Origin of the sequence: Corynebacterium renale, from assembly GCF_002563965.1 — a bacterium.
GTDB lineage: Bacteria > Actinomycetota > Actinomycetes > Mycobacteriales > Mycobacteriaceae > Corynebacterium > Corynebacterium renale.
The window spans coordinates 156,963-176,417 of sequence record NZ_PDJF01000001.1 but is presented as its reverse complement, the minus strand read 5'-3'; the positions used below and the strand labels follow the sequence as shown (position 1 = coordinate 176,417).

General features: G+C 60.8%; 21 protein-coding genes. 13 read left to right on the top strand and 8 right to left on the bottom strand.

Annotated features, from left to right (window positions below):
* The 4 genes from ATK06_RS00820 to ATK06_RS00805 all read right to left on the bottom strand — a co-directional run bounded on the left by ATK06_RS00820 (position 1) and on the right by ATK06_RS00805 (position 3,884).
* Positions 1-210: an acyl-CoA carboxylase subunit epsilon gene (locus ATK06_RS00820; protein WP_083986177.1), complete on the bottom strand. Its 210-nt coding sequence runs from the start codon at positions 208-210 to the stop codon at positions 1-3.
* 18 nt (positions 211-228) lie between these two features.
* Positions 229-1,800, bottom strand: coding sequence for an acyl-CoA carboxylase subunit beta (locus ATK06_RS00815; RefSeq protein WP_048381448.1), 1,572 nt, complete (start codon positions 1,798-1,800; stop codon positions 229-231).
* Positions 1,801-2,034: 234 nt separating this feature from the next.
* Positions 2,035-2,238, bottom strand: coding sequence for an acyl-CoA carboxylase epsilon subunit (locus ATK06_RS00810; protein ID WP_048381446.1), 204 nt, complete (start codon positions 2,236-2,238; stop codon positions 2,035-2,037).
* A 17-nt stretch (positions 2,239-2,255) separates the two neighbouring features.
* Positions 2,256-3,884 carry an acyl-CoA carboxylase subunit beta gene (locus ATK06_RS00805; protein ID WP_098388681.1) on the bottom strand — a complete coding sequence of 543 codons (1,629 nt, stop codon included), beginning with the start codon at positions 3,882-3,884 and terminating at the stop codon, positions 2,256-2,258.
* Between the two features lie 275 nt (positions 3,885-4,159).
* Between ATK06_RS00805 and ATK06_RS00800 the strand changes: the two genes are divergently transcribed.
* From ATK06_RS00800 to ATK06_RS00780, 5 genes are all read left to right on the top strand, one after another.
* On the top strand, positions 4,160-4,909 hold the full coding sequence (locus ATK06_RS00800; protein ID WP_053072887.1) for a biotin--[acetyl-CoA-carboxylase] ligase: 750 nt from the start codon (positions 4,160-4,162) through the stop codon (positions 4,907-4,909).
* Between the two features lie 6 nt (positions 4,910-4,915).
* A complete protein-coding gene (locus ATK06_RS00795; protein WP_048381444.1) occupies positions 4,916-5,431 on the top strand; it encodes a hypothetical protein in 516 nt (171 codons plus the stop codon).
* A gap of 65 nt (positions 5,432-5,496) precedes the next feature.
* Positions 5,497-6,693 carry a 5-(carboxyamino)imidazole ribonucleotide synthase gene (locus tag ATK06_RS00790; protein ID WP_231913475.1) on the top strand — a complete coding sequence of 399 codons (1,197 nt, stop codon included), beginning with the start codon at positions 5,497-5,499 and terminating at the stop codon, positions 6,691-6,693.
* A 24-nt stretch (positions 6,694-6,717) separates the two neighbouring features.
* Positions 6,718-7,224: a 5-(carboxyamino)imidazole ribonucleotide mutase gene (gene purE, locus ATK06_RS00785; RefSeq protein WP_258863129.1), complete on the top strand. Its 507-nt coding sequence runs from the start codon at positions 6,718-6,720 to the stop codon at positions 7,222-7,224.
* A complete protein-coding gene (locus tag ATK06_RS00780; RefSeq protein ID WP_048381442.1) occupies positions 7,225-7,695 on the top strand; it encodes a YdcF family protein in 471 nt (156 codons plus the stop codon).
* Here ATK06_RS00780 and ATK06_RS00775 read toward each other — a convergent pair.
* Both ATK06_RS00775 and ATK06_RS00770 read right to left on the bottom strand, forming a co-directional pair.
* On the bottom strand, positions 7,686-8,348 hold the full coding sequence (locus ATK06_RS00775) for a TIGR03089 family protein (RefSeq protein ID WP_098388680.1): 663 nt from the start codon (positions 8,346-8,348) through the stop codon (positions 7,686-7,688). The genes ATK06_RS00780 and ATK06_RS00775 overlap by 10 nt on opposite strands.
* A gap of 168 nt (positions 8,349-8,516) precedes the next feature.
* Positions 8,517-10,037, bottom strand: a complete 1,521-nt coding sequence (locus tag ATK06_RS00770; RefSeq protein WP_048381934.1) for an LCP family protein — start codon at positions 10,035-10,037, stop codon at positions 8,517-8,519.
* 115 nt (positions 10,038-10,152) lie between these two features.
* On the opposite strand from ATK06_RS00770, the gene rfbD reads away from it, so the two are divergent.
* From rfbD to ATK06_RS00750, 4 genes are all read left to right on the top strand, one after another.
* A complete protein-coding gene (rfbD, locus tag ATK06_RS00765; protein ID WP_048381436.1) occupies positions 10,153-10,980 on the top strand; it encodes a dTDP-4-dehydrorhamnose reductase in 828 nt (275 codons plus the stop codon).
* A gap of 5 nt (positions 10,981-10,985) precedes the next feature.
* Positions 10,986-11,882: a glycosyltransferase family 2 protein gene (locus ATK06_RS00760; RefSeq protein WP_098388679.1), complete on the top strand. Its 897-nt coding sequence runs from the start codon at positions 10,986-10,988 to the stop codon at positions 11,880-11,882.
* 137 nt (positions 11,883-12,019) lie between these two features.
* Entirely contained in the window at positions 12,020-13,099 is a 1,080-nt protein-coding gene (manB, locus tag ATK06_RS00755) for a mannose-1-phosphate guanylyltransferase (RefSeq protein WP_048381434.1), read from the top strand.
* A gap of 456 nt (positions 13,100-13,555) precedes the next feature.
* The gene (locus ATK06_RS00750) at positions 13,556-13,798 is read left to right on the top strand and encodes a WhiB family transcriptional regulator (RefSeq protein WP_169916298.1); all 243 of its coding nucleotides are present in this window, start codon (positions 13,556-13,558) and stop codon (positions 13,796-13,798) included.
* A gap of 53 nt (positions 13,799-13,851) precedes the next feature.
* Here the strand turns inward: ATK06_RS00750 and ATK06_RS00745 are convergent, their stop codons facing one another.
* Positions 13,852-14,307, bottom strand: coding sequence for a metallopeptidase family protein (locus ATK06_RS00745; RefSeq protein ID WP_048381432.1), 456 nt, complete (start codon positions 14,305-14,307; stop codon positions 13,852-13,854).
* Between the two features lie 167 nt (positions 14,308-14,474).
* On the opposite strand from ATK06_RS00745, the gene ATK06_RS00740 reads away from it, so the two are divergent.
* The 3 genes from ATK06_RS00740 to manA all read left to right on the top strand — a co-directional run bounded on the left by ATK06_RS00740 (position 14,475) and on the right by manA (position 17,776).
* On the top strand, positions 14,475-14,912 hold the full coding sequence (locus ATK06_RS00740; RefSeq protein ID WP_048381430.1) for a DUF3499 domain-containing protein: 438 nt from the start codon (positions 14,475-14,477) through the stop codon (positions 14,910-14,912).
* A gap of 134 nt (positions 14,913-15,046) precedes the next feature.
* Positions 15,047-16,414 (top strand): phosphomannomutase/phosphoglucomutase, encoded by a 1,368-nt coding sequence (locus ATK06_RS00735; protein WP_098388677.1) that lies wholly within the window; start codon positions 15,047-15,049, stop codon positions 16,412-16,414.
* 189 nt (positions 16,415-16,603) lie between these two features.
* Positions 16,604-17,776, top strand: coding sequence for a mannose-6-phosphate isomerase, class I (manA, locus tag ATK06_RS00730; RefSeq protein ID WP_197712608.1), 1,173 nt, complete (start codon positions 16,604-16,606; stop codon positions 17,774-17,776).
* 158 nt (positions 17,777-17,934) lie between these two features.
* Here the strand turns inward: manA and ATK06_RS00725 are convergent, their stop codons facing one another.
* Positions 17,935-18,744, bottom strand: coding sequence for a hypothetical protein (locus ATK06_RS00725; protein ID WP_048381429.1), 810 nt, complete (start codon positions 18,742-18,744; stop codon positions 17,935-17,937).
* A gap of 207 nt (positions 18,745-18,951) precedes the next feature.
* Here ATK06_RS00725 and ATK06_RS00720 point away from each other — a divergent pair, with 207 nt between their 5' ends.
* Positions 18,952-19,305, top strand: coding sequence for a hypothetical protein (locus ATK06_RS00720; protein ID WP_048381427.1), 354 nt, complete (start codon positions 18,952-18,954; stop codon positions 19,303-19,305).
* Positions 19,306-19,455: the final 150 nt, after the last annotated feature.

The window sequence follows — 19,455 nt, the reverse complement described above, 5'->3', positions numbered from 1 at the left end:
CTAGTACAGGGGCGTATTGTGCGCCGTGGGATTGAACGGTTCCGGCAGGTGATTGAAGCGATTCTCAGGTGCAGCCCACCGGTCGCGGCGCGCATTCACCTCCGCCTGAGCCTGCGCAATCTTATCGTGCAAAACCTTGTGGAGCGCAGCCGCCTCTGTTTCATCCAGGCTGCCGCGAACCACAGTAAAAAGTGGTGATGGATTATCCAATGCGTTGTCCTAGATTCTTTAGAGTTGAATGTTGCCGTGCTTCTTTGCAGGACCATAAATTACCTTACGGTCCAGCAAACGCAAACCTTCCACAACCTGAGCACGGGTCTGCGCCGGTGGGATGACGGCGTCGACGATGCCACGCTCAGCGGCCATGTACGGGGTGAGGAACTCTTCTTCATATGCTTCCGCGAAGTCCGCGACGAGCGGCTCCACATCCTTCCCGCGGCGCTGTGCCTTCGCAATTTCCTGCTGGTAGAGCACAGGGACGGCGGTGGCGGCGTCAGTGGCTGCGATCTCAGCGGTAGGCCATGCGAAAACCAGGTCCGCTCCCAAGCCTTTCGCGCCGAAGACGGTGTACGCTGCGCCCATCGCCTTGCGTGTAATCACGGTAATCAGGCCCACAGACGCTTCCGCGTACGCGTACGCCAACTGGGCAGCGGTCCGCGATACGCCGCCATACTCCTCAGACGGGTTCGGGAGGAAGCCAGGCGCGTCCACGAAGGTGACAATTGGGATATTCAAGGTGTCACACATACGGATAAAACGGGCCGCCTTTCGCGTTCCCGGCACGTCGAGGCAGCCAGCAAGCACGGATGGCTGGTTCGCCACGACGCCCACCGAACGGCCCTCAATGCGGGCGAAACCGGTAATCACGTTGGCCGCATAGTGTTCCTGCAGCTGGAGGAGCTGACCACCGTCGACGACGCGTGAGATAACATCCGTCATCTCATAAGTCTGGCGTGCCGAATCCGGGATAATCGCATCCAAGCTCGCCGCATCTGGCTCGGTGACCAGGGCAGTAGCAGTGCGCGGGGCCTCGGCGCGGTTGTTGGAAGGAAGGAAACTCACGACGTTTCGCACAAGCTCAGCGGCCTCCTTATCGGATTCCACGGCAGCATGGGCAACGCCACTGGCGCGCGTATGCGTCAAAGCATCGAAGTCGTGGCCTGCTACGTCTTCGCCACTGACGGTTGCAATCGTCTCTGCAGGGGTGACGTTGAGGTGCGCTTCGCCTTTAACCATGATGAGGATATCCGCCAGTGACGGAAGAATGGCGTGCGCGCCCACGGCAGCGCCAGTAACCACGGCGACCTGGGGAACAACGCCAGAAGCCTGGGCGGATTCCTTCATAATCGTGGAGTAGAAGTGCAGCGCAGCCACCCCTTCCGCGGGGCGGGCGCCGGTGCCTTCGTAAAAACCGATCAGTGGCACACCAGTTTTGGCAGCGAGCTGGAAAACCTTCACGATCTTCTCGCCGTAGACCTCGCCCATCTGGCCATCAAAGATTGTGGAATCCTGGGCGAAAATGCATACCTTGCGCCCCTCAACGGTGGCGTAACCAGCAACAACGCCGTCTGTGAGAGGAGTGTTCGCATCCATTCCGAAGCGTTCCACGCGGTGCTTCGCCAGTGCATCAACCTCGACGAAAGATCCCTCATCCACGGTGGCTAACACCCGCTCGCGGGCTGTCAGGCGCCCGGCCTCATGGGTTGCGTCGATAACTTCTTGGCCCACAGGTTTCTGGGCCTGCTCCAGGCGGAGCGCGAGGTCATCTAATTTGCCAGCAGTCGTGGAAAGGTCAGACATAGTCACCGATTCTAAAGTAAGTACACGTTTTCTATAGGGCGATGTTTCACCCCATAGTATCCCCTCAACTTACGCGACCGTTACATACGTCGGGCCATACACCACTCAGTGAAAGTTCAGGGACCAGGATTGCGGCTTTTTTAAAAAAGTAGCAATCCTGGTCCCTGAACGTAGTATTGGTGGCAAAATATATTAGGTTCAGTCCTGCTTAACGCCCTGCTGGTACCTGGTTTCTTATGCCCAGTTCAATCCAGGCAGGGTGCGTGCAGAGAAACCGGAGAACTTTTCTTCAGGTCGGCCCCATCCGCCGCACAACGGCGTGGCGGGTGCTGCCGACTCTTGGGCGGGGATCTGGCTGGTAGCCGCCACAAGGGCGGTTAACGCTGCCAACTCAGTAGCGTCCAGGGAACCTTTAGTGATACTAAAAATTGGAGACATCTGTTTATCCTTCGTGGCTATAGCGGCATGTTGCCGTGCTTGCGGGCGGGACGGGTTTCGTTTTTATCGTGGAGAAGGCGTAGGGCTCGGGCTAATTCGCCACGGGTTTCAGAGGGGGCGATGACGGCGTCGATGAGGCCGCGCTCGGCTGCGAGGTAGGGGTTAAGGATGTAGTCCTCGTATTCCTTTTCCAATGCGGCAGCCAAGGCTGCGGTGTCGTCGCCGGCCTCAGCGGCAGCAGCCAATTCCTTGCGGTAGATGAAGCCGACCGCGCCGGCAGCGCCCATGACCGCAATCTGGGCGGTAGGCCACGCCAAGTTGAGGTCCGCGCCCAAGCCCTTAGAACCCATGACGCAGTATGCGCCACCGTATGCCTTGCGCATGGTCACCGTAATCTTCGGGACGGTGGCCTCGCCGTAGGCGTAGAGCAGTTTCGCGCCGCGACGCAAAATGCCGCCGTGTTCCTGGTTCGCGCCTGGCAGGAAGCCTGGAACGTCTACGAGGAGGACGATGGGAATATTGAAGGCATCGCACGTGCGAATAAAGCGCGCGGCTTTTTCGGACGAGTCGATGTCGAGGCAGCCGGCGAATTGGAGAGGCTGGTTGGCGACGAAGCCCACGACCTGGCCTTCGATGCGCCCGAACGCGATGACTACGTTTTCTGCACGATTTTCCTGGATTTCCAGGTATTCGCCGTCGTCGGAAAGCACCTCGATGACTTCGCGCACATCGTAGGGGACGGTGGCCGAGTCGGGGATGATGGTGTCCAGGCGGAGGTCGTCGTCAGTGATGTTCTCGGCGATGGAACCTTCGTCGATTGTGGCCTGCTCCAGCGGTGGCAGCGAGCGGTTGTTCGACGGCAGATAGCTAATCAGGTCGGCGACCCAGTCCAGTGCTTCTTCATCGCTAGCCGCTGTGAAATGAGAATTACCTGCGGTAGCCATGTGCGTGGTCGCACCACCGAGTTCTTCCTGCGTGATTTCCTCGCCGGTGACGGTCTTAATCACGTCCGGGCCGGTGACGAACATCTTTGACGTCTTGTCCACCATGACCACGAAATCAGTCAGGGCAGGGGAGTATGCGTTACCGCCGGCGCACGCGCCCATGATCACGGAGATCTGCGGAATCACGCCGGAGGCGCGGACATTCTGGTAGAAGGTCTGGGCAATCCAGTCTAGGGAAACCGCGCCATCTTGAATGCGGGCGCCGGCGCCTTCGTACAGCCCGATGAGGGGCCGGCCGGTGGCGATGGCTAGCTCCATGATCTTGATCATTTTTTCGCCGTAGACCTCCCCCAGTGCGCCACCGAAGACGGTGCCGTCCTGGGAGAAAATGCAGACTTCGCGGCCGTCGATCGTGCCCCAGCCGATGACCACGCCATCAGTGACGGGACGTTTGGCCTCCATGCCGAAGGCCGTGGTGCGGTGGCGGGCCAACTGGTCGATCTCGACGAAGCTGCCCTCGTCGAGGAGGTAGTCAAGGCGGTCGCGCACGGAAAGGCGACCGGTCTCGCGCAGGCGGTCCAGGCGCGCTTGGCCCATGGGCGCTGCGGCCTCTTCGCGGCGACGCTGTAGGTCGCGCAGTTTCTCCGCAGTGGTTGCCGGTGCTGGGGTATCCGGGCGTGCTGGGCGTGCTGGGTCTGTCATGGAAGGTTATAGTAGCCCTTTTTAATTTTGATTTCCACGACAAAACTCATTGCTCCTCCGGTAAATGTGCTCTGAGCTGCGCCGTTGGTTCTGAAACTTTTCCAATTTCGCCAAAATATGCCTACGGTTGCGTAAGTTACGGTGCCGTAAAGGGCCCGTGATGTCCGGGGGTGCTGTTACTATGGCACCACTGTTACGAAGGCATGCACGAGTGCATGGCGCCGCCCGCGCATAGCTCTTCCCGCATAGCCTGCCCGTTTCTTGGAGGAATACTCATGGCCACGAATTTCACCCACGGAATCTGGAACGTCACCCATGTCGACGCCACCGGATCCACCAACGCTGACATCCTTGCCGATGCCGCGCACCCGCACGCTGCTGTGATTATCGCGGACCACCAGAATGCAGGGCGTGGGCGAATGGCGCGCCAATGGGTCGCACCGGCCGGCTCCTCGCTGTCCCTTTCTGCAGGCTGGCGGGTGCCCACCGAGCGGACCGACACAATTTGGGCCATCCCGCTGGCAGTTGGCCTCGCGCTCACGGACGTCATTCCCGGATCTCAACTGAAGTGGCCCAACGACCTCCTCCTCAACGGCAAAAAAGTCTGCGGCATCCTGTGCGAGGCCGAAACCTCCTCCGAGGGCGCCTACATTGCCATCGGTATCGGCACCAACATCAGCCTCACCGAAGACCAGCTGCCTGTCCCGCACGCTACCTCGCTCGCGCTCGAGGGCATCGAGGTAGATAAGGAAACCTACGCCACCCAGCTTCTCGACGCCCTAGCGCGCCGCCTCCACCAGTGGGAAAGCGCACTGCCCGAGCTTCTCGACGCCTACCGCTCCCGCTGTCTGACCATCGGCAAAGAGGTATCCGTGGACACCCCTTCAGGGGCAATCTCCGGAAAGGCCACCGGCGTCGATGATTCCGGCAACCTCGTCGTCGCGGCAGCGGATACTACCCACCACATCGCAGCCGGCGACGTGCACCACGTCCGCGGCGCCGACGGCAGCTACGAAGGCAACTAAAACTCTATGGCGAAGAAAGCGGCACTGTATCCCACCCGCGGCGAACGCGTGTACGTGGACATGACCTCTTCCTTGGGGTCGCTGACCTTCCATGTCCTCGAGGCGATTGCTATTACCGGCGTGGTGTGGATTGCGATTGGGGCGGTTGATACCGGTCTCTTATACGACTGGGGCGTGCTCGACCCCATGCCCGTACGCAGCGGGCTGCTCATCTTCTGGTTGCTGCTCCTGCTGTGGCGTCTCGTCCTGCCGACCTGGCGTGCGCGCCGCAAACGCTTCATGGTGACCAACCGTAGGCTCGTCGTCCGCCAAGACAAGATCAGCGCCCATGCCTCCGAGCTCCCCTTGGCCGATATCACGCAGGTAGGACGTGGAAAGCGGGGGCAGATTGTAGTCCACGCGTGGGGCCGGCCACGCCCGCTCGTCTTTGCCGGGGTGCCCCGGTCAAAGCGGATTGTAGAGGAGACGCAGCGGTGTGTTGATGCTGTTCCGCCACGTTCCTACGACGGCTATTACGCCTAGCGGTATGGGGGTGGCCATAGGGTGAAAACCCTTCGTGGCGCGTGCCACCCGCTATAGTGCGTAGCGTGAGCGGTCAACAGAATTCAGCCCGAACCTATCCCGTTGTCTCTGTGCTTGGTGATGGCCAACTGGCCCGCATGCTGCAAACCCCTGCCGTCGAACTCGGCATGGAATTGCACCTGCTCGCCGGTGCCAAAGACGCCTCCGCAGCCCAGGTTTTTACCACCGTCTATCCCGGTGATTACACCGTGTGGGAAGACGTGGACCGTGCCTGCCAAGACGCGGACGTAGTCACCTTCGACCACGAGCACGTGCCCGCAGAATTTTCCCGCCGCCTCGTGGAACGTGGGATTCAGGTAGAACCGCGCCCCGAAGCCCTGCAGTATGCGCAAAACAAGGCAACCCAGCGTACAAAGATGGCCGAGCTCGGGTTTCCTGTTCCTGACTTCGCGGTCCTGGAGACTGCAGATGACGTCGAGAAGTTCTGGGAACGCACCGGTGGGGCTGTGTGCCTGAAGACTGCAACCGGAGGCTACGACGGCCACGGCGTCTGGTTCCCGGAAACCGTCGCGGAAGCCACCGAACTGGTCGCGAGCGCGACCGCCGACGGCCACACCATGCTCGGCGAAGCAAAGGTCCCCTTCGAACGCGAACTGTCCATCCTGGTAGCACGTCGTCGCAGCGGGGAGGTCCGCGCCTGGCCAGTCGCGCAGTCCGTGCAGAAGAACGGAATCTGCGTCGAGGCGATAGCACCCGCGCCGGGCATGAGCGCAGAACGCAGCGCCGAACTCGAAGAAATGGGTACCCGCATCGCCGAACTCCTCGGGGTCACTGGTGTGCTCGCAGTGGAGGTCTTTGAGCTTGCCGACGGCTCCGTGCTTATCAACGAACTCGCAATGCGCCCACACAACACCGGCCACTGGACCCAGGACGGTTCCGAAACCAGCCAGTTCGAACAGCACCTGCGCGCCGTGTGCGACCTACCTTTGGGCTCAACTGAAATGCTGCGACCAGGTGCAACGACCGTCATGCACAACACTCTGGGCGCCGAACAGCCTGCTGGTGTGACATTGTCGGAGCGCGTGCGCACAGTCATGGAAGAACACCCCGACGCTAAAGTCCACCTCTATGGCAAGGACTACCGCGCCGGCCGTAAATTGGGGCACGTGAACATTGTGGGCGCGCTTGATGAACCCGCAGACGCCGTCCGCGAACGCGCGGCGCATGCTGCCCGGATTCTTACCCACGGCCCCGCCAACTAACACTCCAGAAAGGGGTACTCACCCGTGTCTACAGCACCTCAGGTTGGGCTCATCATGGGCTCAGATTCCGACTGGCCTACCGTCGAACCCGCAGCCCAGGCCCTGGCCGAATTTGGTATCCGCTTCGAAGTGGGTGTGATGAGCGCTCACCGCACCCCAGAACGCATGCTGTCGTACGCCAAAACCGCACATGAGCGTGGCTTGCAGGTCATCATCGCGTGCGCCGGCGGGGCAGCGCACTTGCCCGGTATGGTCGCGGCGGCCACGCCACTTCCAGTGATTGGCATTCCGCGCGCTTTGGAAACCCTGGACGGTTTGGATTCCCTGCTGTCTATCGTCCAGATGCCCGGTGGTGTGCCGGTGGCAACCGTGTCTATCGGTGGGGCGAAAAACGCCGGTCTGCTCGCTGCCCGCATCATCGGTGCCGGTGACCCCGAGATTCGCCAGAAGATGGTGGAATATCAAGAAAACATGGCCGACGAGGTCGTGCGCAAAGACTTAGCCTTGAAGACTCGCCTGTTAGGCGAATAAGTGCGCGCCCTCTTGGTGCTGGGCTGCAAAGTCCACGACCACGGGGTCAGCACCCTGCTGGAGTCCCGCCTGGAGTGCGCACTACGTATCGCTGACCAGCACCGCTACCTACCCATCGTTGTCTCCGGGGCCGGCGAAGCAGAAGCGATGGCGCAGTGGCTGGTAGCACACGGTATCCCGAAATCACGCGTGGTGGTGGAACCTACGGCAACGTCGACCAACGAAAATATTGAACGAGCCAGCGCACTCCTCCCCGAGGCCACGCGGTGGTGGATTGGCACCAGTGACTTCCACGTGTGGCGCACACGCATGTGGGCCTGGCACCTCGGAGTTCGCGCGAAGGTAACGGGGGCGCGCACCCCAGCTGAAGTGCGCGTGAAAAACTACGTGCGTGAAATGGGTGCATTGCCGCACTCGGCGCTGCGCGTGGCCTGGCGGCGGTTGAAATGGCGCCTAGTCCACTACACCTGATCGGTGATTTTCTCCGTCTTGGCGATATGGGCGAGGCGTTCGGGCGTCGTTAAGCCAGAGACGATGACCACCGATCCGCCGCTTGCTAGGGGTTGCAGAACTACGTGGTCGAAGCTGTCGGTATCTGTCCACCCGGTGGACAGGACGCGGGCACCGGGTTCCCACTGGCTGGGGTGGTCCGCGAGTGCTGGGGTGGGGGAGAAGAATTGGTCGCCGAAGAAGCGGACTGTGGGGCCGAAGTCGATCATTCCGGCAGGAACAGTTCCGCCGGTTTCTTCGACGCCACGGCCGAAGGGATCGTCGGTGACAAGCACTACGTCGATGGTGGCGGGGTCGAGGCCGAGCTCGGCGGCGCGGTCTGGGTTGGTGAAGTGGACCTCGGAATCAGAGGCTGGTTCGCCGAACCCGAATTCTATGCCGGCGGCCACGGCGCCTAATGCGATGGCGATGGCTTGCCAGCCGACGGGGAGGTCGATCGTGATGCGACTGCCGGGTTCGAGGTCGAATTCTTCGTAGAGCATGTTCGCCACTTTGGCCGCCCAGTTGTCCAGGGTGTGGCCGGAGAAGTCGAGGCGGGCCCCGGTGGTCTCGTTGTACACGGTTACGCGCGGGGCGGCGGGGTCGTCGTTGAGAATGTGCGCCAAGAGTTCCATGCCCGCCCATAATAGGGGGTTTTCCGGAGCGCAGAGCCTAGCTGTGAATAAGCTGGGCGCATCCGGGGTGCCAAAATCCTAACTTTTCCGCGAATAAAATGTTTTTGGCACCCCGAACGTGCCAAGGAAACTCACAGCTTACGTCCGGCGGCCCCAGCCCCGGCCGGGCTAGTTGACGCAGCGTGGGCCGTTGCCGCCGGCGTCGATGGTGGGGGCGACTTCTGCGGCGCCGAAGTCTGCACCGGGCTGGCCGACGGCATCTTCGGGGTCGGGTTGGATGTCTTCGGCGTTCTCGTCGCGTGGGCCGGTGTAGTCGTTGGCGGTGACCACAATCAGCGTGTTCGCATCCAAGGAAGCATTGGCAACGACGGGCAGGCCGCCGAGGGCTTCAGCAAGGGCGAGCGCATCCGGGTCGCTTTCCGACGGCGCCAGCACCTGCGAGGCGCTGTACAGCCCAGGCATCGCGTTTGCTGTTTCCACGACAGTGTTTCCGGCATTCGCCAGGTAGGATCCCACGCCGGCTGCCAGGCCTTGCGGGCCGCCTGCGTTGAGGACGTGGATTTCCTTGTCGGTGACCGCGACGCCACCAGCTGGTGCTTCCTGGGTGGGGGTTTCTTCAGCGGATTCTTCTTCGCCGAGGAGGTCGTCCATGAACGCGTGTACTTGGTCGACGTCGACGGTGACGATGGATTCGCCGTAGTCGCCGACGCCGTCGACGGAGGTGACGGGGATGGTGGAGAAGGTGACGTTGCCGCCGGCAAGGCCTGCGAGTTGGGTGGCAAAGGAGACGATGTCCCAGCCTTCGTCGATGATGACGGAGCGTTCCGCTGCAGTCGAAAGGTCGGAAAGTTTGGAGGGGCTGGTCAGGGTGCCGGCGGACAGGACCTTGTTGACCATGGAAGCCATGAATGCTTGCTGGCGGACAACGCGGTCGAGGTCCCCGCGGGGGAGGCCGTGACGTTGGCGGACGAAGGCTAGTGCTTCGTGCCCGTTGAGGGTTTGTACGCCGGCGTGGAAGTTTGCGCCGGAGAACTCGTCGTACACGTCATTGTTCAGGCAGACGTCTACGCCACCGAGGGCGTCGGTAAGCAACACAAAACCGACAAGCCCAATTTCGGCGTAGTGGTCGACCTCGACTCCGGTCAGCCGCGAGACTGCGTCGATGAGGCCTTTACGGCCGGCTTCGGTAGAACGTCGGACCAGCGTGTCCTCGTCGGTGACGCCGGCATTCATGAGCTCTTCGCGCTCATTGTTCATGTGGGTGGAGAAGACGCCGTTGATCTTCATGTTGCCGAAGTCGCCCTCGTTGACGTAGGTGTCACGGGGGATGGACACGGCGGTGGCAGAGGATCCGTCGTTGGGCACGCGGATAACCATGATGGTGTCGGTGTTGTATTCGCCGTCTTCGACACCGGCGTTTAGGGCGGCGAGTTCCTGTTCACTTAAGGGGTTGCCTTGGGCGTCCCTGCGTGAGTCCGAACCGACGAGCAGGATGTCCGTCGCACCGTCTTTGGCGTCCTTGACGCCTTGGCCACCGCCCAAGCTCAAGTTGCTTGCCGACGCCACCTCGTTACCCAGCCGCCCCACAGAGAAGTAGCCGAGCCCACCCACGACCAGGACGAGGACAGACATGACCGCGATGAGAGTTTTGCTGATGCCAGAGCCTGCTTGTTCGATACGCGTGGGCATATCGGGGGCGGGTTGGAATTCGCGCACAGTTCGCGCAGACCTGTTCTCTTTCACTTTCCGAGTGCACCTGTCTTCGACGGCCGTTGCATTTACTTAAGTTAATCTACTGTACGTGATGGAAAAGAAGCGGATTGTTGTCACTGGCGCTGCCGGCCAGCTAGGTCAGGCTTTGGCAATGCACCCCGATGCGTTGCCGGCGGTGTTCGCAACCAGGGAGGACCTGCCGCTTGCAGCCGCGGAGACCAGCCCGCTGCTCGACGGCGTGGACATCATCATCAACGCTGCTGCATACACGCTTGTCGACGCCGCCGAGTCCCACCCGGACGCCGCCTGGGAAGTCAACGCCGCCGGCCCGGCAGCGCTGGCCAGGCGCGCGGAGCGGGAGAAAGCGCACCTTATCCATGTGTCAACCGATTACGTGTTTGGCCAGGCACCGGCGCGTGAGCCGTTGCGTCCATGCGACCCACCGCGCCCGGTGAGCGTGTACGGCCAGACGAAGCTAGAAGGGGAGATCCCCGTCCTTGCCGGCGGTGGCACCGTGATCCGTACGGCGTGGGTTTATTCAGGCAACCTGCTTCCGGAGCACAAGGATTTTGTGTCAACGATGCTGCGGTTGGCGGCGGGGGAGGCCCCTGTCCGCGTGGTCGACGATCAAATCGGCAGCCCCACCTTCGTCGGCGATCTAGCAGGCGCTATCTGGCACGAAGCCCGCGCCCTGCGTCCTGGAATCTTCCACGCCACCGGCGCGGGGCGGGCCTCGTGGGCGGACGTCGCCCGCGCAGTCTTCGAAGAAGCAGGCTACGACCCCAACCGTGTAGAACGCATCACCACCGCCGAATATCCCACGCCTGCGCAGCGCCCGGCATGGTCCGTGTTGCACAGCGATTACGCACTACCTCAGTGGCGTGACGGTATTGCCCGCGCGGTAGCCGGTAGACTCTGACAACTATGAGTAGCCACGCCCCAAAGAAAGCAACAGAATCCTCCGCCCCAACCTTGGGCGTGGTGACGGTGACTTTCTCCCCCGGCGAGCACCTAGGCAAACTGGTGGATTCCCTGCCCACGGCCACGGATCGGGACGTGCAGCTCATCCTGGCGGATAACGGTTCTACCGACGGCTCCCCGGAAGAACAAGCACGCAAGCATCCTGATTGGGTCACCTTCTTCCCGACGGGCGGGAACATCGGCTACGGCGCCGCAATGAACGAAGGTGCTGCCCAACTTCGCGGCGAGGTCGCCTCCGACTACCTCCTCCTGGTCAACCCTGACGTGGTTTTTCACGAGGGCGCTATTGATGCCATGATCCGCTGCGCGGAGGCGCACCCGCGCGCCGGTGTGGTGGGCCCAAAGATTATTGATATCGACGGTTCCATCTACCCTTCAGCGCGCGCAATCCCGACGCTGCGTAACGGTATCGGGCACGCGCTCCTCAGTTCAGTGTGGCCGAATAACCCGTGGACACGTGCGTACAAGGATGGGGAACGCATGGATTCCGAGCGCGAAGCCGGCTGGCTGTCTGGGTCGTGCATGCTTGTTCGCTGGGATGCTTTCGAGGAGGTCGGAGGCTTCGACGAACGGTACTTTATGTACCTCGAGGACGTTGACCTGTGTGACCGGCTGGGCAGGGCAGGGTGGTCGAGTGTCTGGTGCCCAGACGCGGTTATTGAGCATGCGCGCGGCCACGTGGCCAGCACACACACTGCCATTACGGTTCCGGCACACCACGACAGTGCGTACCGATTCCTGGCAGATCGCCTACCGGCATGGTGGCAGGCACCGGTGCGTTGGGTCCTCAAAGTGGGGTTGAAGGTGCGGAGTGCGCTCATCCAGCGCAACGCCCATTAATCGTGTAGACGAAAACGAACCGGGAGGGCGTCGATAAGCGTGGCAGTCCCAGCGCCTAAGTGCCAGCCGGTAGCATCATCGTGAATTCGTCCCGGATTGGGGCGCGATGGAAAACGCCTATGTAGTGGGAGTAAGTAATGGTAAATCCAGCGGCAACAGATGCTGTGATTCTGGTCGGTGGCAAGGGCACGCGCCTGCGGCCCCTGACCGTGAACACACCAAAGCCGATGCTGCCGACAGCCGGGTTCCCTTTCCTGCAACACCTGCTTGCGCGCATCAAAGCGGCGGGCATCACCCACGTTGTGTTGGGTACCTCTTTCAAAGCAGAGGTGTTTGAGGAATACTTCGGCGACGGCTCCGACATGGGGCTCGAGATCGAATACGTCGTTGAGGAGACCGCCCTGGGGACGGGTGGCGCGATCCGTAACGTGTACGACCACTTGCGTCACGACACCGTCATGGTGTTCAACGGGGATGTCCTCGGCGGCACGGACCTGCATGCAATCTTGGATACGCACGCCACAACCGGCGCGGACGTGACCATGCACCTAGTGCGCGTTTCGGACCCACGTGCTTTCGGGTGCGTGCCTACCGACGCGGACGGCCGTGTTCTGGAGTTCCTCGAAAAGACCCAAGACCCACCAACTGACCAAATCAACGCCGGCTGCTACGTCTTCCGCCGCGAGATTATCGCCGATATCCCCGCAGGACGCGCGGTGTCCGTAGAGCGCGATACCTTCCCGCAGCTGCTGGAAAGTGGCCGCAAGGTTTACGGTCACGTGGATCAGGCGTACTGGCGCGACATGGGCCGCCCCGAAGATTTCGTGCAGGGGTCTTCGGATTTGGTGCGCGGCATTGCCCCCTCGCCACTGTTGGAAGGGCGTACGGGGGAGGCGTTCGTCGACGAATCCGCAGGCATTGCTGGTGGGGCGCTCCTGCTTGGCGGGACGACGATCGGACGCGGCGTCGAAGTGGGCGCCGGCTGCCGGATCGACGATTCCGTCCTCTTCGAAGGTGTGACCGTAGAACCTGGCGCGATTATTCGTGGTTCCATCATCGCTGCCGGCGTGACGATCGGTGCGAACAGTCGTCTCGAGAATTGCGTGATCGGCGAAGGCGCAGTTATCGGTGCGCGCTGCGAGTTGCAGGGCGGTATGCGAGTCTGGCCGGGCGTCCATATTCCGGACACAGGGATTCGCTTCTCGACGGACGCATAAAATCCTGACGCTACAGCCGGTAGGGGCGTGAAACACTAGGTGTGCTGCCTCCATCGGCGTCTATCGGCGTGGTGCCACCCAAAGTGTGTGGTCGCGTGCATGCGTCATGGGGCTTTGATTAGGTCGCAACACTACATGTAGTACCCCCGAAAAATGCCCCCTATTTGTGTGGTTTGTGACGGATGTGACTGGTGTGAAACTTGGTCTGAAACTTTCACGGCGTTTACGCAGGTTTGGAATGATTTTTCGCGGTGAAAGTCTCACGTAGTTGACGTGACCGAAAAACCCGTGTTGAATCACAGGGGTGTAATCAACTGCGCACACCAATCGCCACCCCTACATATAGTGTTGGCTTTCGCTACAGTGGTGTGTGTACCAGGACAACGGAAGGGAGTCGGCGTGGAAGATAGTGTTGGCAACGCCGCCCTCCGTGGTGGGGCGTCGAACAAGCTCACCCTGGATGATCTTTTTACTGCCGTTGAGCAGGAGTGGCAGGATCAAGCGCTCTGCGCGCAGACTGACCCAGAAGCATTCTTCCCTGAGAAGGGTGGTTCGACCCGGGAGGCTAAGCGTATCTGCAAGGCGTGCCCTGTCCGTGATGAGTGTCTGGAGTTTGCCCTCGAGCATGATGAGCGCTTTGGTATTTGGGGTGGTCTTTCGGACCGCGAACGCCGCCGCCTGAAGAGGGATATGGCTTAGAGGCCTGCTATTACCCGCTGAAACGCTTGCCGTGTTTCAGCGGGTTTGTGCATCTATAGCTCGAAGTCCGGCTTAATGGTGCGCGGGTCCACATTCAGGTAACTCGCTACGAGGGCCGTCACCACAAGGGAGAGTAGGTCCTTGCGTTCCCATGCAGTTTCACAACGCTGTTCAATCGGCATGCGGAACACTACGAACCGTGTGCGGGTAGGGCGTCCCTGACTATCTACGCCCGCCGGCAAAATGCGGCCGAGCGGAACAGGGCCGTCGGCAACAATCTCGTCGGAAAATAACGGCATATCGGCGCGCAAATTCATACGCGGAATCGTGTCTACCGCCAAATCCACGTGTGCTAACTGCTCCGGGAAGCGGGCCACCAAAGGGGCGTAGGCGTGCAGCACCGCGCGATCAAAATGCTCAGCGCGCGTTCTATAGGAAGGAACCGCCGTCGGAGTCAGCGGGCCACGTAGACCACGGCCGTGCCGGTCATGAAAAGGGCGGACATACATGCCAGGCATTCTAAACCGCACGCCGGGGCGCATGGGGGAGCAACGCGGAGAACGTGCACGTCAACTGTCACAATGTGGTGTGTGGCCGGAGGGAACGTCGAGAAGCGTCCTGAAACGGATGGGGCAGAAGTGGGCAAAAAGGGCGTCCGAGTCTACACTCTGAAGATGTGAGTCAGTTTCGTCGTTGTTCTCGTCCAGGTTGCGGTCGCCCCGCGGTCGCAACATTGACCTACACGTATGCAGAATCCACCGCCATCGTGGGACCCCTAGCACCGAACGCGGAACCGCACAGTTGGGACCTGTGCCAAGAGCACGCTGAGCGCATCACTGCGCCACTCGGGTGGGAAATGCTGCGTGTAAGCAACATCGATATCGACGACGATGAAGAACTAACAGCCCTTGCCGAAGCCGTACGGGAAGCCGGACGCATGCCATCAGGTCTTGTGGAATCGGCTGACCCCAACAATCAAGATGATTCCGCCTTGCGCCCAGACAGCTCCCGGCACCCTGTGCATCGTTCGAAGCGTGTCGCACAAGCGCGTAGCGCCCGCCGCGCACACCTGCACGTGGTGCCCGACATCGTCGAAGAAGACGCGGGGGACTAACCCCGGCTCTGCGGAAATCCTGGGGAAATGCTCCCTAAACCCTGTTGGTCCTCCCACTGCGGCGCAGACCTGCAGTCAAGCACGTTAGACTTGGGGGAAGTAAAAATCAGTGCTGTCCAAGGAGGACCGATTTCATGCGCGATCGCAACCAGCTTGCGGGAGTAATTAAGGCCTACGACGTCCGTGGTGTCGTAGGCAAGGATATTGACGCAGAGTTCGTCCGCGAGGTCGGTGAAGCCTTCGGTCAGCTCATGCGCGGTGAAGGTGAAACCACCGTCGCTATCGGCCACGATATGCGCCCCTCCTCCCCGGAGCTCTCCGACGCCTTCGCTGAGGGCGTAGCAGCCCAGGGCCTTAACGTGGTCAAGATCGGCCTTGCATCCACCGATGAGCTCTACTTCGCATCCGGAACCTTGGACTGCGCCGGTGCCATGTTTACCGCCAGCCACAACCCAGCCGAATACAACGGCATTAAACTGTGCCGCGCGGGTGCGCGCCCTGTTGGGCAAGAATCCGGCCTCCAGGACATCACCGACGCGCTCGTCGAAGGCGTTCCTGCCTACGACGGCCCATCCGGTGAGATTTCCGAGCGCGAGATGCTCGACGCCTATGGGGAATACTTGCGTGAGCTCGTGGACTTGAGCGAGATTCGCCCGCTTGTCGTCGCAGTTGACGCAGCCAACGGCATGGGCGGCCACACCGTGCCTGAGGTGTTCAAGGGCCTGCCGCTGGACATCAAGCCCCTCTACTTTGAGCTCGACGGCACCTTCCCGAACCACGAGGCCAATCCGCTCGACCCCAAGAACCTGGTTGACCTGCAAGCTTTCGTGCGTGAGACCGGTGCAGACATTGGGCTCGCCTTCGACGGTGACGCCGACCGCTGCTTCGTCGTCGATGAAAACGGTGAGCCCGTCACGCCGTCGTCAATCTGCGCGCTTGTTGCAGAGCGTTACCTGAAGAAGTACCCAGGGGCCACGATTATTCACAACCTGATCACCTCGAAGAGCGTGCCTGAGGTCGTGGAAGAGAACGGTGGCGTGCCAGTACGGACCCGAGTCGGCCACTCCTTCATCAAGGCGACGATGGCGGAGAAGCAAGCCGTCTTCGGTGGCGAGCACTCCGCCCACTACTACTTCACCGAATTCTGGAACGCGGACTCCGGAATTCTGGCCGCTATGCATGTGCTTGCAGCCCTAGGTAGCTACGAAGGCACTCTGTCGGAACTCATGGATCAGTACAACCGCTACGTTCCATCCGGGGAAATTAATTCCACGGTCGATGACCAGGAAGCCACCACCGAGGCCGTTATTGACGCGTTCGCTGAGCGCGCGGAAAGCGTAGATACTCTCGACGGCGTGACCATCCAGCTCAAGGACACTCCGGCCTGGTTCAACGTGCGCGCTTCCAACACGGAGCCACTACTGCGCTTGAACGCAGAAGCTCCAACGGAGCAGGAGATTACCGCTCTCACCGAGGAAGTCTTGGGGATTATTCGCGGCTAAAGACCGCAGATTTTCCGAGGCGGGGCTTGGTCTGGTGACTCATCTGGTTGTTTAGCCAAGCCCCGTAATGGTACTTTTGTACGAATCAGGCAGCCGGAAAGAGTCCATGATGGATAGCCGGCCGCCGTAACCGCCGCTGTGGGGTACAGGTGGCGGTTATTGTTGTGAATGGAAACGGAGACTACCACAATGAGCGTGTACAAGCTCGAAGGCGCATACCGTTCTTACCCGTGGGGTTCGCGTACCCTCATCGCAGGGCTCCGCGGCGAGCCCGTACCATCAACCCGGCCCGAGGCAGAGTTGTGGTTCGGCGCACACCCCGGCGCCCCTTCGTACGTCGATGGCACCCCACTGGACCAGATCATCGCACAGAACCCACAGCAGACACTTGGCACTTCGCTTGCCGACGACCATCCGGCCGCCCTCCCGTTCCTGGTCAAACTCCTTGCTGCTGATCAGCCGCTTTCTTTGCAGGCGCACCCTTCAAAGCAGCAAGCAGAAGACGGTTATGACCGTGAGGACTCCGCAGGCATACCGGTCGACGCACCACAGCGTAATTACAAGGACCGCAACCACAAACCCGAAGTCATCATCGCGTTGACCGAGTTCACGGCGATGGTGGGATTCCGCCCCTTGGACAAGACGATGGAACTCTTCACGGCGTTGGATTGCCCATTGGCCAGCCGTTATGTCGCTATGGTGGATGCGACTGGGGATGAGGAAGCGGGGTTGCGTGCGCTTTTTACCACCTGGATTTCATTGCCACGTTCGGCCCGCGAAGAGCTCATTTCCGCAATCATGGAAAGCGCGAGCGCTCTGGGCCAGCGAGGTGACTGGATCGGTGACGTCTTAAACAACGCTGCCGCATTGAATGAACGCTATCCCGGCGACGTAGGCGTGCTGGGTTCCCTATTGCTTAACCTTGTGACTCTCCAGCCAGGTGAGGCGCTGTTCTTGGACGCCGGCAATCTGCATGCTTACGTCAGTGGTCTGGGCGTTGAGGTGATGGCTAACTCCGACAACGTGCTACGCGGCGGCCTGACTTCTAAATACGTGGATGTTGGAGAGCTTGTTCGGGTCCTGAAATTCCAGTCGTTGAGCGATCCCCGCGTGCCCGAAGGGCCGAACGGCTACGAGGTTCCGGTTGACGATTTCACCGTGCGCCGCCTTAATATCGAGCCAGGTCACGACTGTACTGCAGATGTCACCGGTCCCGTCATCGCACTATGTACCCGTGGGCGCGCGCAGATTGGTGACGTCATGGTTCCGCAAGGCAATGCTGTGTGGATTCCAGCTGAATCCGACGCCGTCACGCTTTCCGCGGAAAATGCGCCGGCAGAAATTTTCTGGGTCACCTGCTAAGACCGCAGCACGATATCACTCCAGCGACCGTGTCGGCGCTGGGGTTTTTAGTATCACTGGCTGCAATGCGCGTATAGCTTAGCCCCGCCTGCGTTGTTGCGGTTAAGCGAAAACGGCCAGTTCACAAGGCGCGCTACATCACGGCCGGATTCTATTCTTTAGTTATCCGCTTCCGCTGTAGGGGTTGCGCTTGGAGTTGTACTCGGAGCTGTCGGCTCGGCAGCTTCCTGGCGCACCTCCGATTCAGATTCCTCCTGTGGATCGATTGGCGTGGGCTCAGGTGTTGGCGCAGGTGGTGGAACTGCCCCTGGCTCGACACCAGGTTCTGTGCCCGGCTGCGGAGTCGGTGGCGGAGGGGTCAGTGGTAAATCTTCGATGGGGGCATCCGGTTGCGGCCGGGCAGGTGAAGGTGCCGGTCGTGTGGTTGGGCGCTCATCATCGCTACCAAAAGTGGGCGTCCACGGACTGTAATCGGTAGTGTCCTCGGGCGCGTCGGCTCTGGACGAGCGCGACGCCGGTGGTTGTTGCGCAGGCCGTGGTTCAGCCGGACGGTTACTGTTCCGGCTGGTATCTGCGCCACCGGCTGGTGATGTGACGTTAGACGGGCGGTAGTGGCGCGTTGGCGCAGGTGCAGCTGGGGCTGCTGATACGTGGGCGTGCGGTGGCAGGAAAGGATCTGCTGCCGCGCCCCCGCGTTGCGGCGTACCAGGAAGGATGTGCGCCCGGGGCGTCTCCGTTTTCACCGCCGGGGTGGTTGGGGCGGAGGTGGCGTCGAGAAGCGGGGAAATCGAGGTGGGTTCGGTTGTGGGGGCGAAGCCAGCGGCCTCGACGTCGGGGGAAGACGTAAGCTTTGACACCGCGAAAGCAACCACAGCTAGAGCCACCAGACTTACGGCAGCGATGGCAGCGGGGGAGCGGCGGGTCGCGGACGTGTTGTCAGCGGAACCGTCCACGTTTTGGATCGACATGCCTCTCCTTCCGGGTGCGAAACTATCGCTCCTACAGCGTTAGGCACTGATATTAGCGCGCTCTAGCCCCGGTTGTACACCTTTGACCGAACCGATATTCGGGGCCGAATTCTCATTCGAGCGTCGACGTGGTAACAAAGGTAACAGATACGGATACGCCTCGGGGTGTGGACATTTTCCACATTCCACGGACTTGGAGGAAAAATCATGGCGTCGTGGGACGTAGAAGTCTTCACTGATGAACTCAACGTAGAATTCCTAGAACAGCTCGTTGACCTCGACGAAGATGACATTCTGGAGGCCATCGAGGCCGCTTGTCGCCTCGCCGCACCAGACAATGACCCCAATGAAGAAGAGCTTGCTAACGGCAACGCCGCTGCAACCATTGCCGCAATTTGGGCAGGCGCACCATTCTCCGCAGGTGAAGCCGCAGAAGAATACCCCTTCATCCGCGAAATGATCGGCACCGGCAGCGAAGCTTTGCACGAGGCTGCACTGGAGATCCTCGAAGATGTCGACGAACAGTACGACGTCGAAGTTTTCATCGAGGCCTTGTCTTAAAAATTCCGCGTCCTCGCAGCAATCGCGTTAATCGCGTTAAACGCAGTATTCTCGGGCACTTTCACAGGGCCACCAGCCTCGTGAGGGTGCCTGAAGTGTCTTTAGCGCGCAGCACGCTACAGTTGGGAGCGAATCTTTTACAGCGCACCA

What these genes read in the sequence shown, in the direction of transcription:
- ATK06_RS00815 (WP_048381448.1), bottom strand. Translation starts at nt 1,800, where the DNA reads ATGTCTGACCTTTCCACGACTGCTGGCAAATTAGATGACCTCGCGCTC.
- ATK06_RS00810 (WP_048381446.1), bottom strand. Translation starts at nt 2,238, where the DNA reads ATGTCTCCAATTTTTAGTATCACTAAAGGTTCCCTGGACGCTACTGAG.
- ATK06_RS00805 (WP_098388681.1), bottom strand. Translation starts at nt 3,884, where the DNA reads ATGACAGACCCAGCACGCCCAGCACGCCCGGATACCCCAGCACCGGCA.
- ATK06_RS00800 (WP_053072887.1), top strand. Translation starts at nt 4,160, where the DNA reads ATGGCCACGAATTTCACCCACGGAATCTGGAACGTCACCCATGTCGAC.
- ATK06_RS00795 (WP_048381444.1), top strand. Translation starts at nt 4,916, where the DNA reads ATGGCGAAGAAAGCGGCACTGTATCCCACCCGCGGCGAACGCGTGTAC.
- ATK06_RS00775 (WP_098388680.1), bottom strand. Translation starts at nt 8,348, where the DNA reads ATGGAACTCTTGGCGCACATTCTCAACGACGACCCCGCCGCCCCGCGC.
- ATK06_RS00770 (WP_048381934.1), bottom strand. Translation starts at nt 10,037, where the DNA reads ATGCCCACGCGTATCGAACAAGCAGGCTCTGGCATCAGCAAAACTCTC.
- rfbD (WP_048381436.1), top strand. Translation starts at nt 10,153, where the DNA reads ATGGAAAAGAAGCGGATTGTTGTCACTGGCGCTGCCGGCCAGCTAGGT.
- ATK06_RS00760 (WP_098388679.1), top strand. Translation starts at nt 10,986, where the DNA reads ATGAGTAGCCACGCCCCAAAGAAAGCAACAGAATCCTCCGCCCCAACC.
- manB (WP_048381434.1), top strand. Translation starts at nt 12,020, where the DNA reads ATGGTAAATCCAGCGGCAACAGATGCTGTGATTCTGGTCGGTGGCAAG.
- ATK06_RS00745 (WP_048381432.1), bottom strand. Translation starts at nt 14,307, where the DNA reads ATGTATGTCCGCCCTTTTCATGACCGGCACGGCCGTGGTCTACGTGGC.
- ATK06_RS00735 (WP_098388677.1), top strand. Translation starts at nt 15,047, where the DNA reads ATGCGCGATCGCAACCAGCTTGCGGGAGTAATTAAGGCCTACGACGTC.
- manA (WP_197712608.1), top strand. Translation starts at nt 16,604, where the DNA reads ATGAGCGTGTACAAGCTCGAAGGCGCATACCGTTCTTACCCGTGGGGT.
- ATK06_RS00725 (WP_048381429.1), bottom strand. Translation starts at nt 18,744, where the DNA reads ATGTCGATCCAAAACGTGGACGGTTCCGCTGACAACACGTCCGCGACC.
- ATK06_RS00720 (WP_048381427.1), top strand. Translation starts at nt 18,952, where the DNA reads ATGGCGTCGTGGGACGTAGAAGTCTTCACTGATGAACTCAACGTAGAA.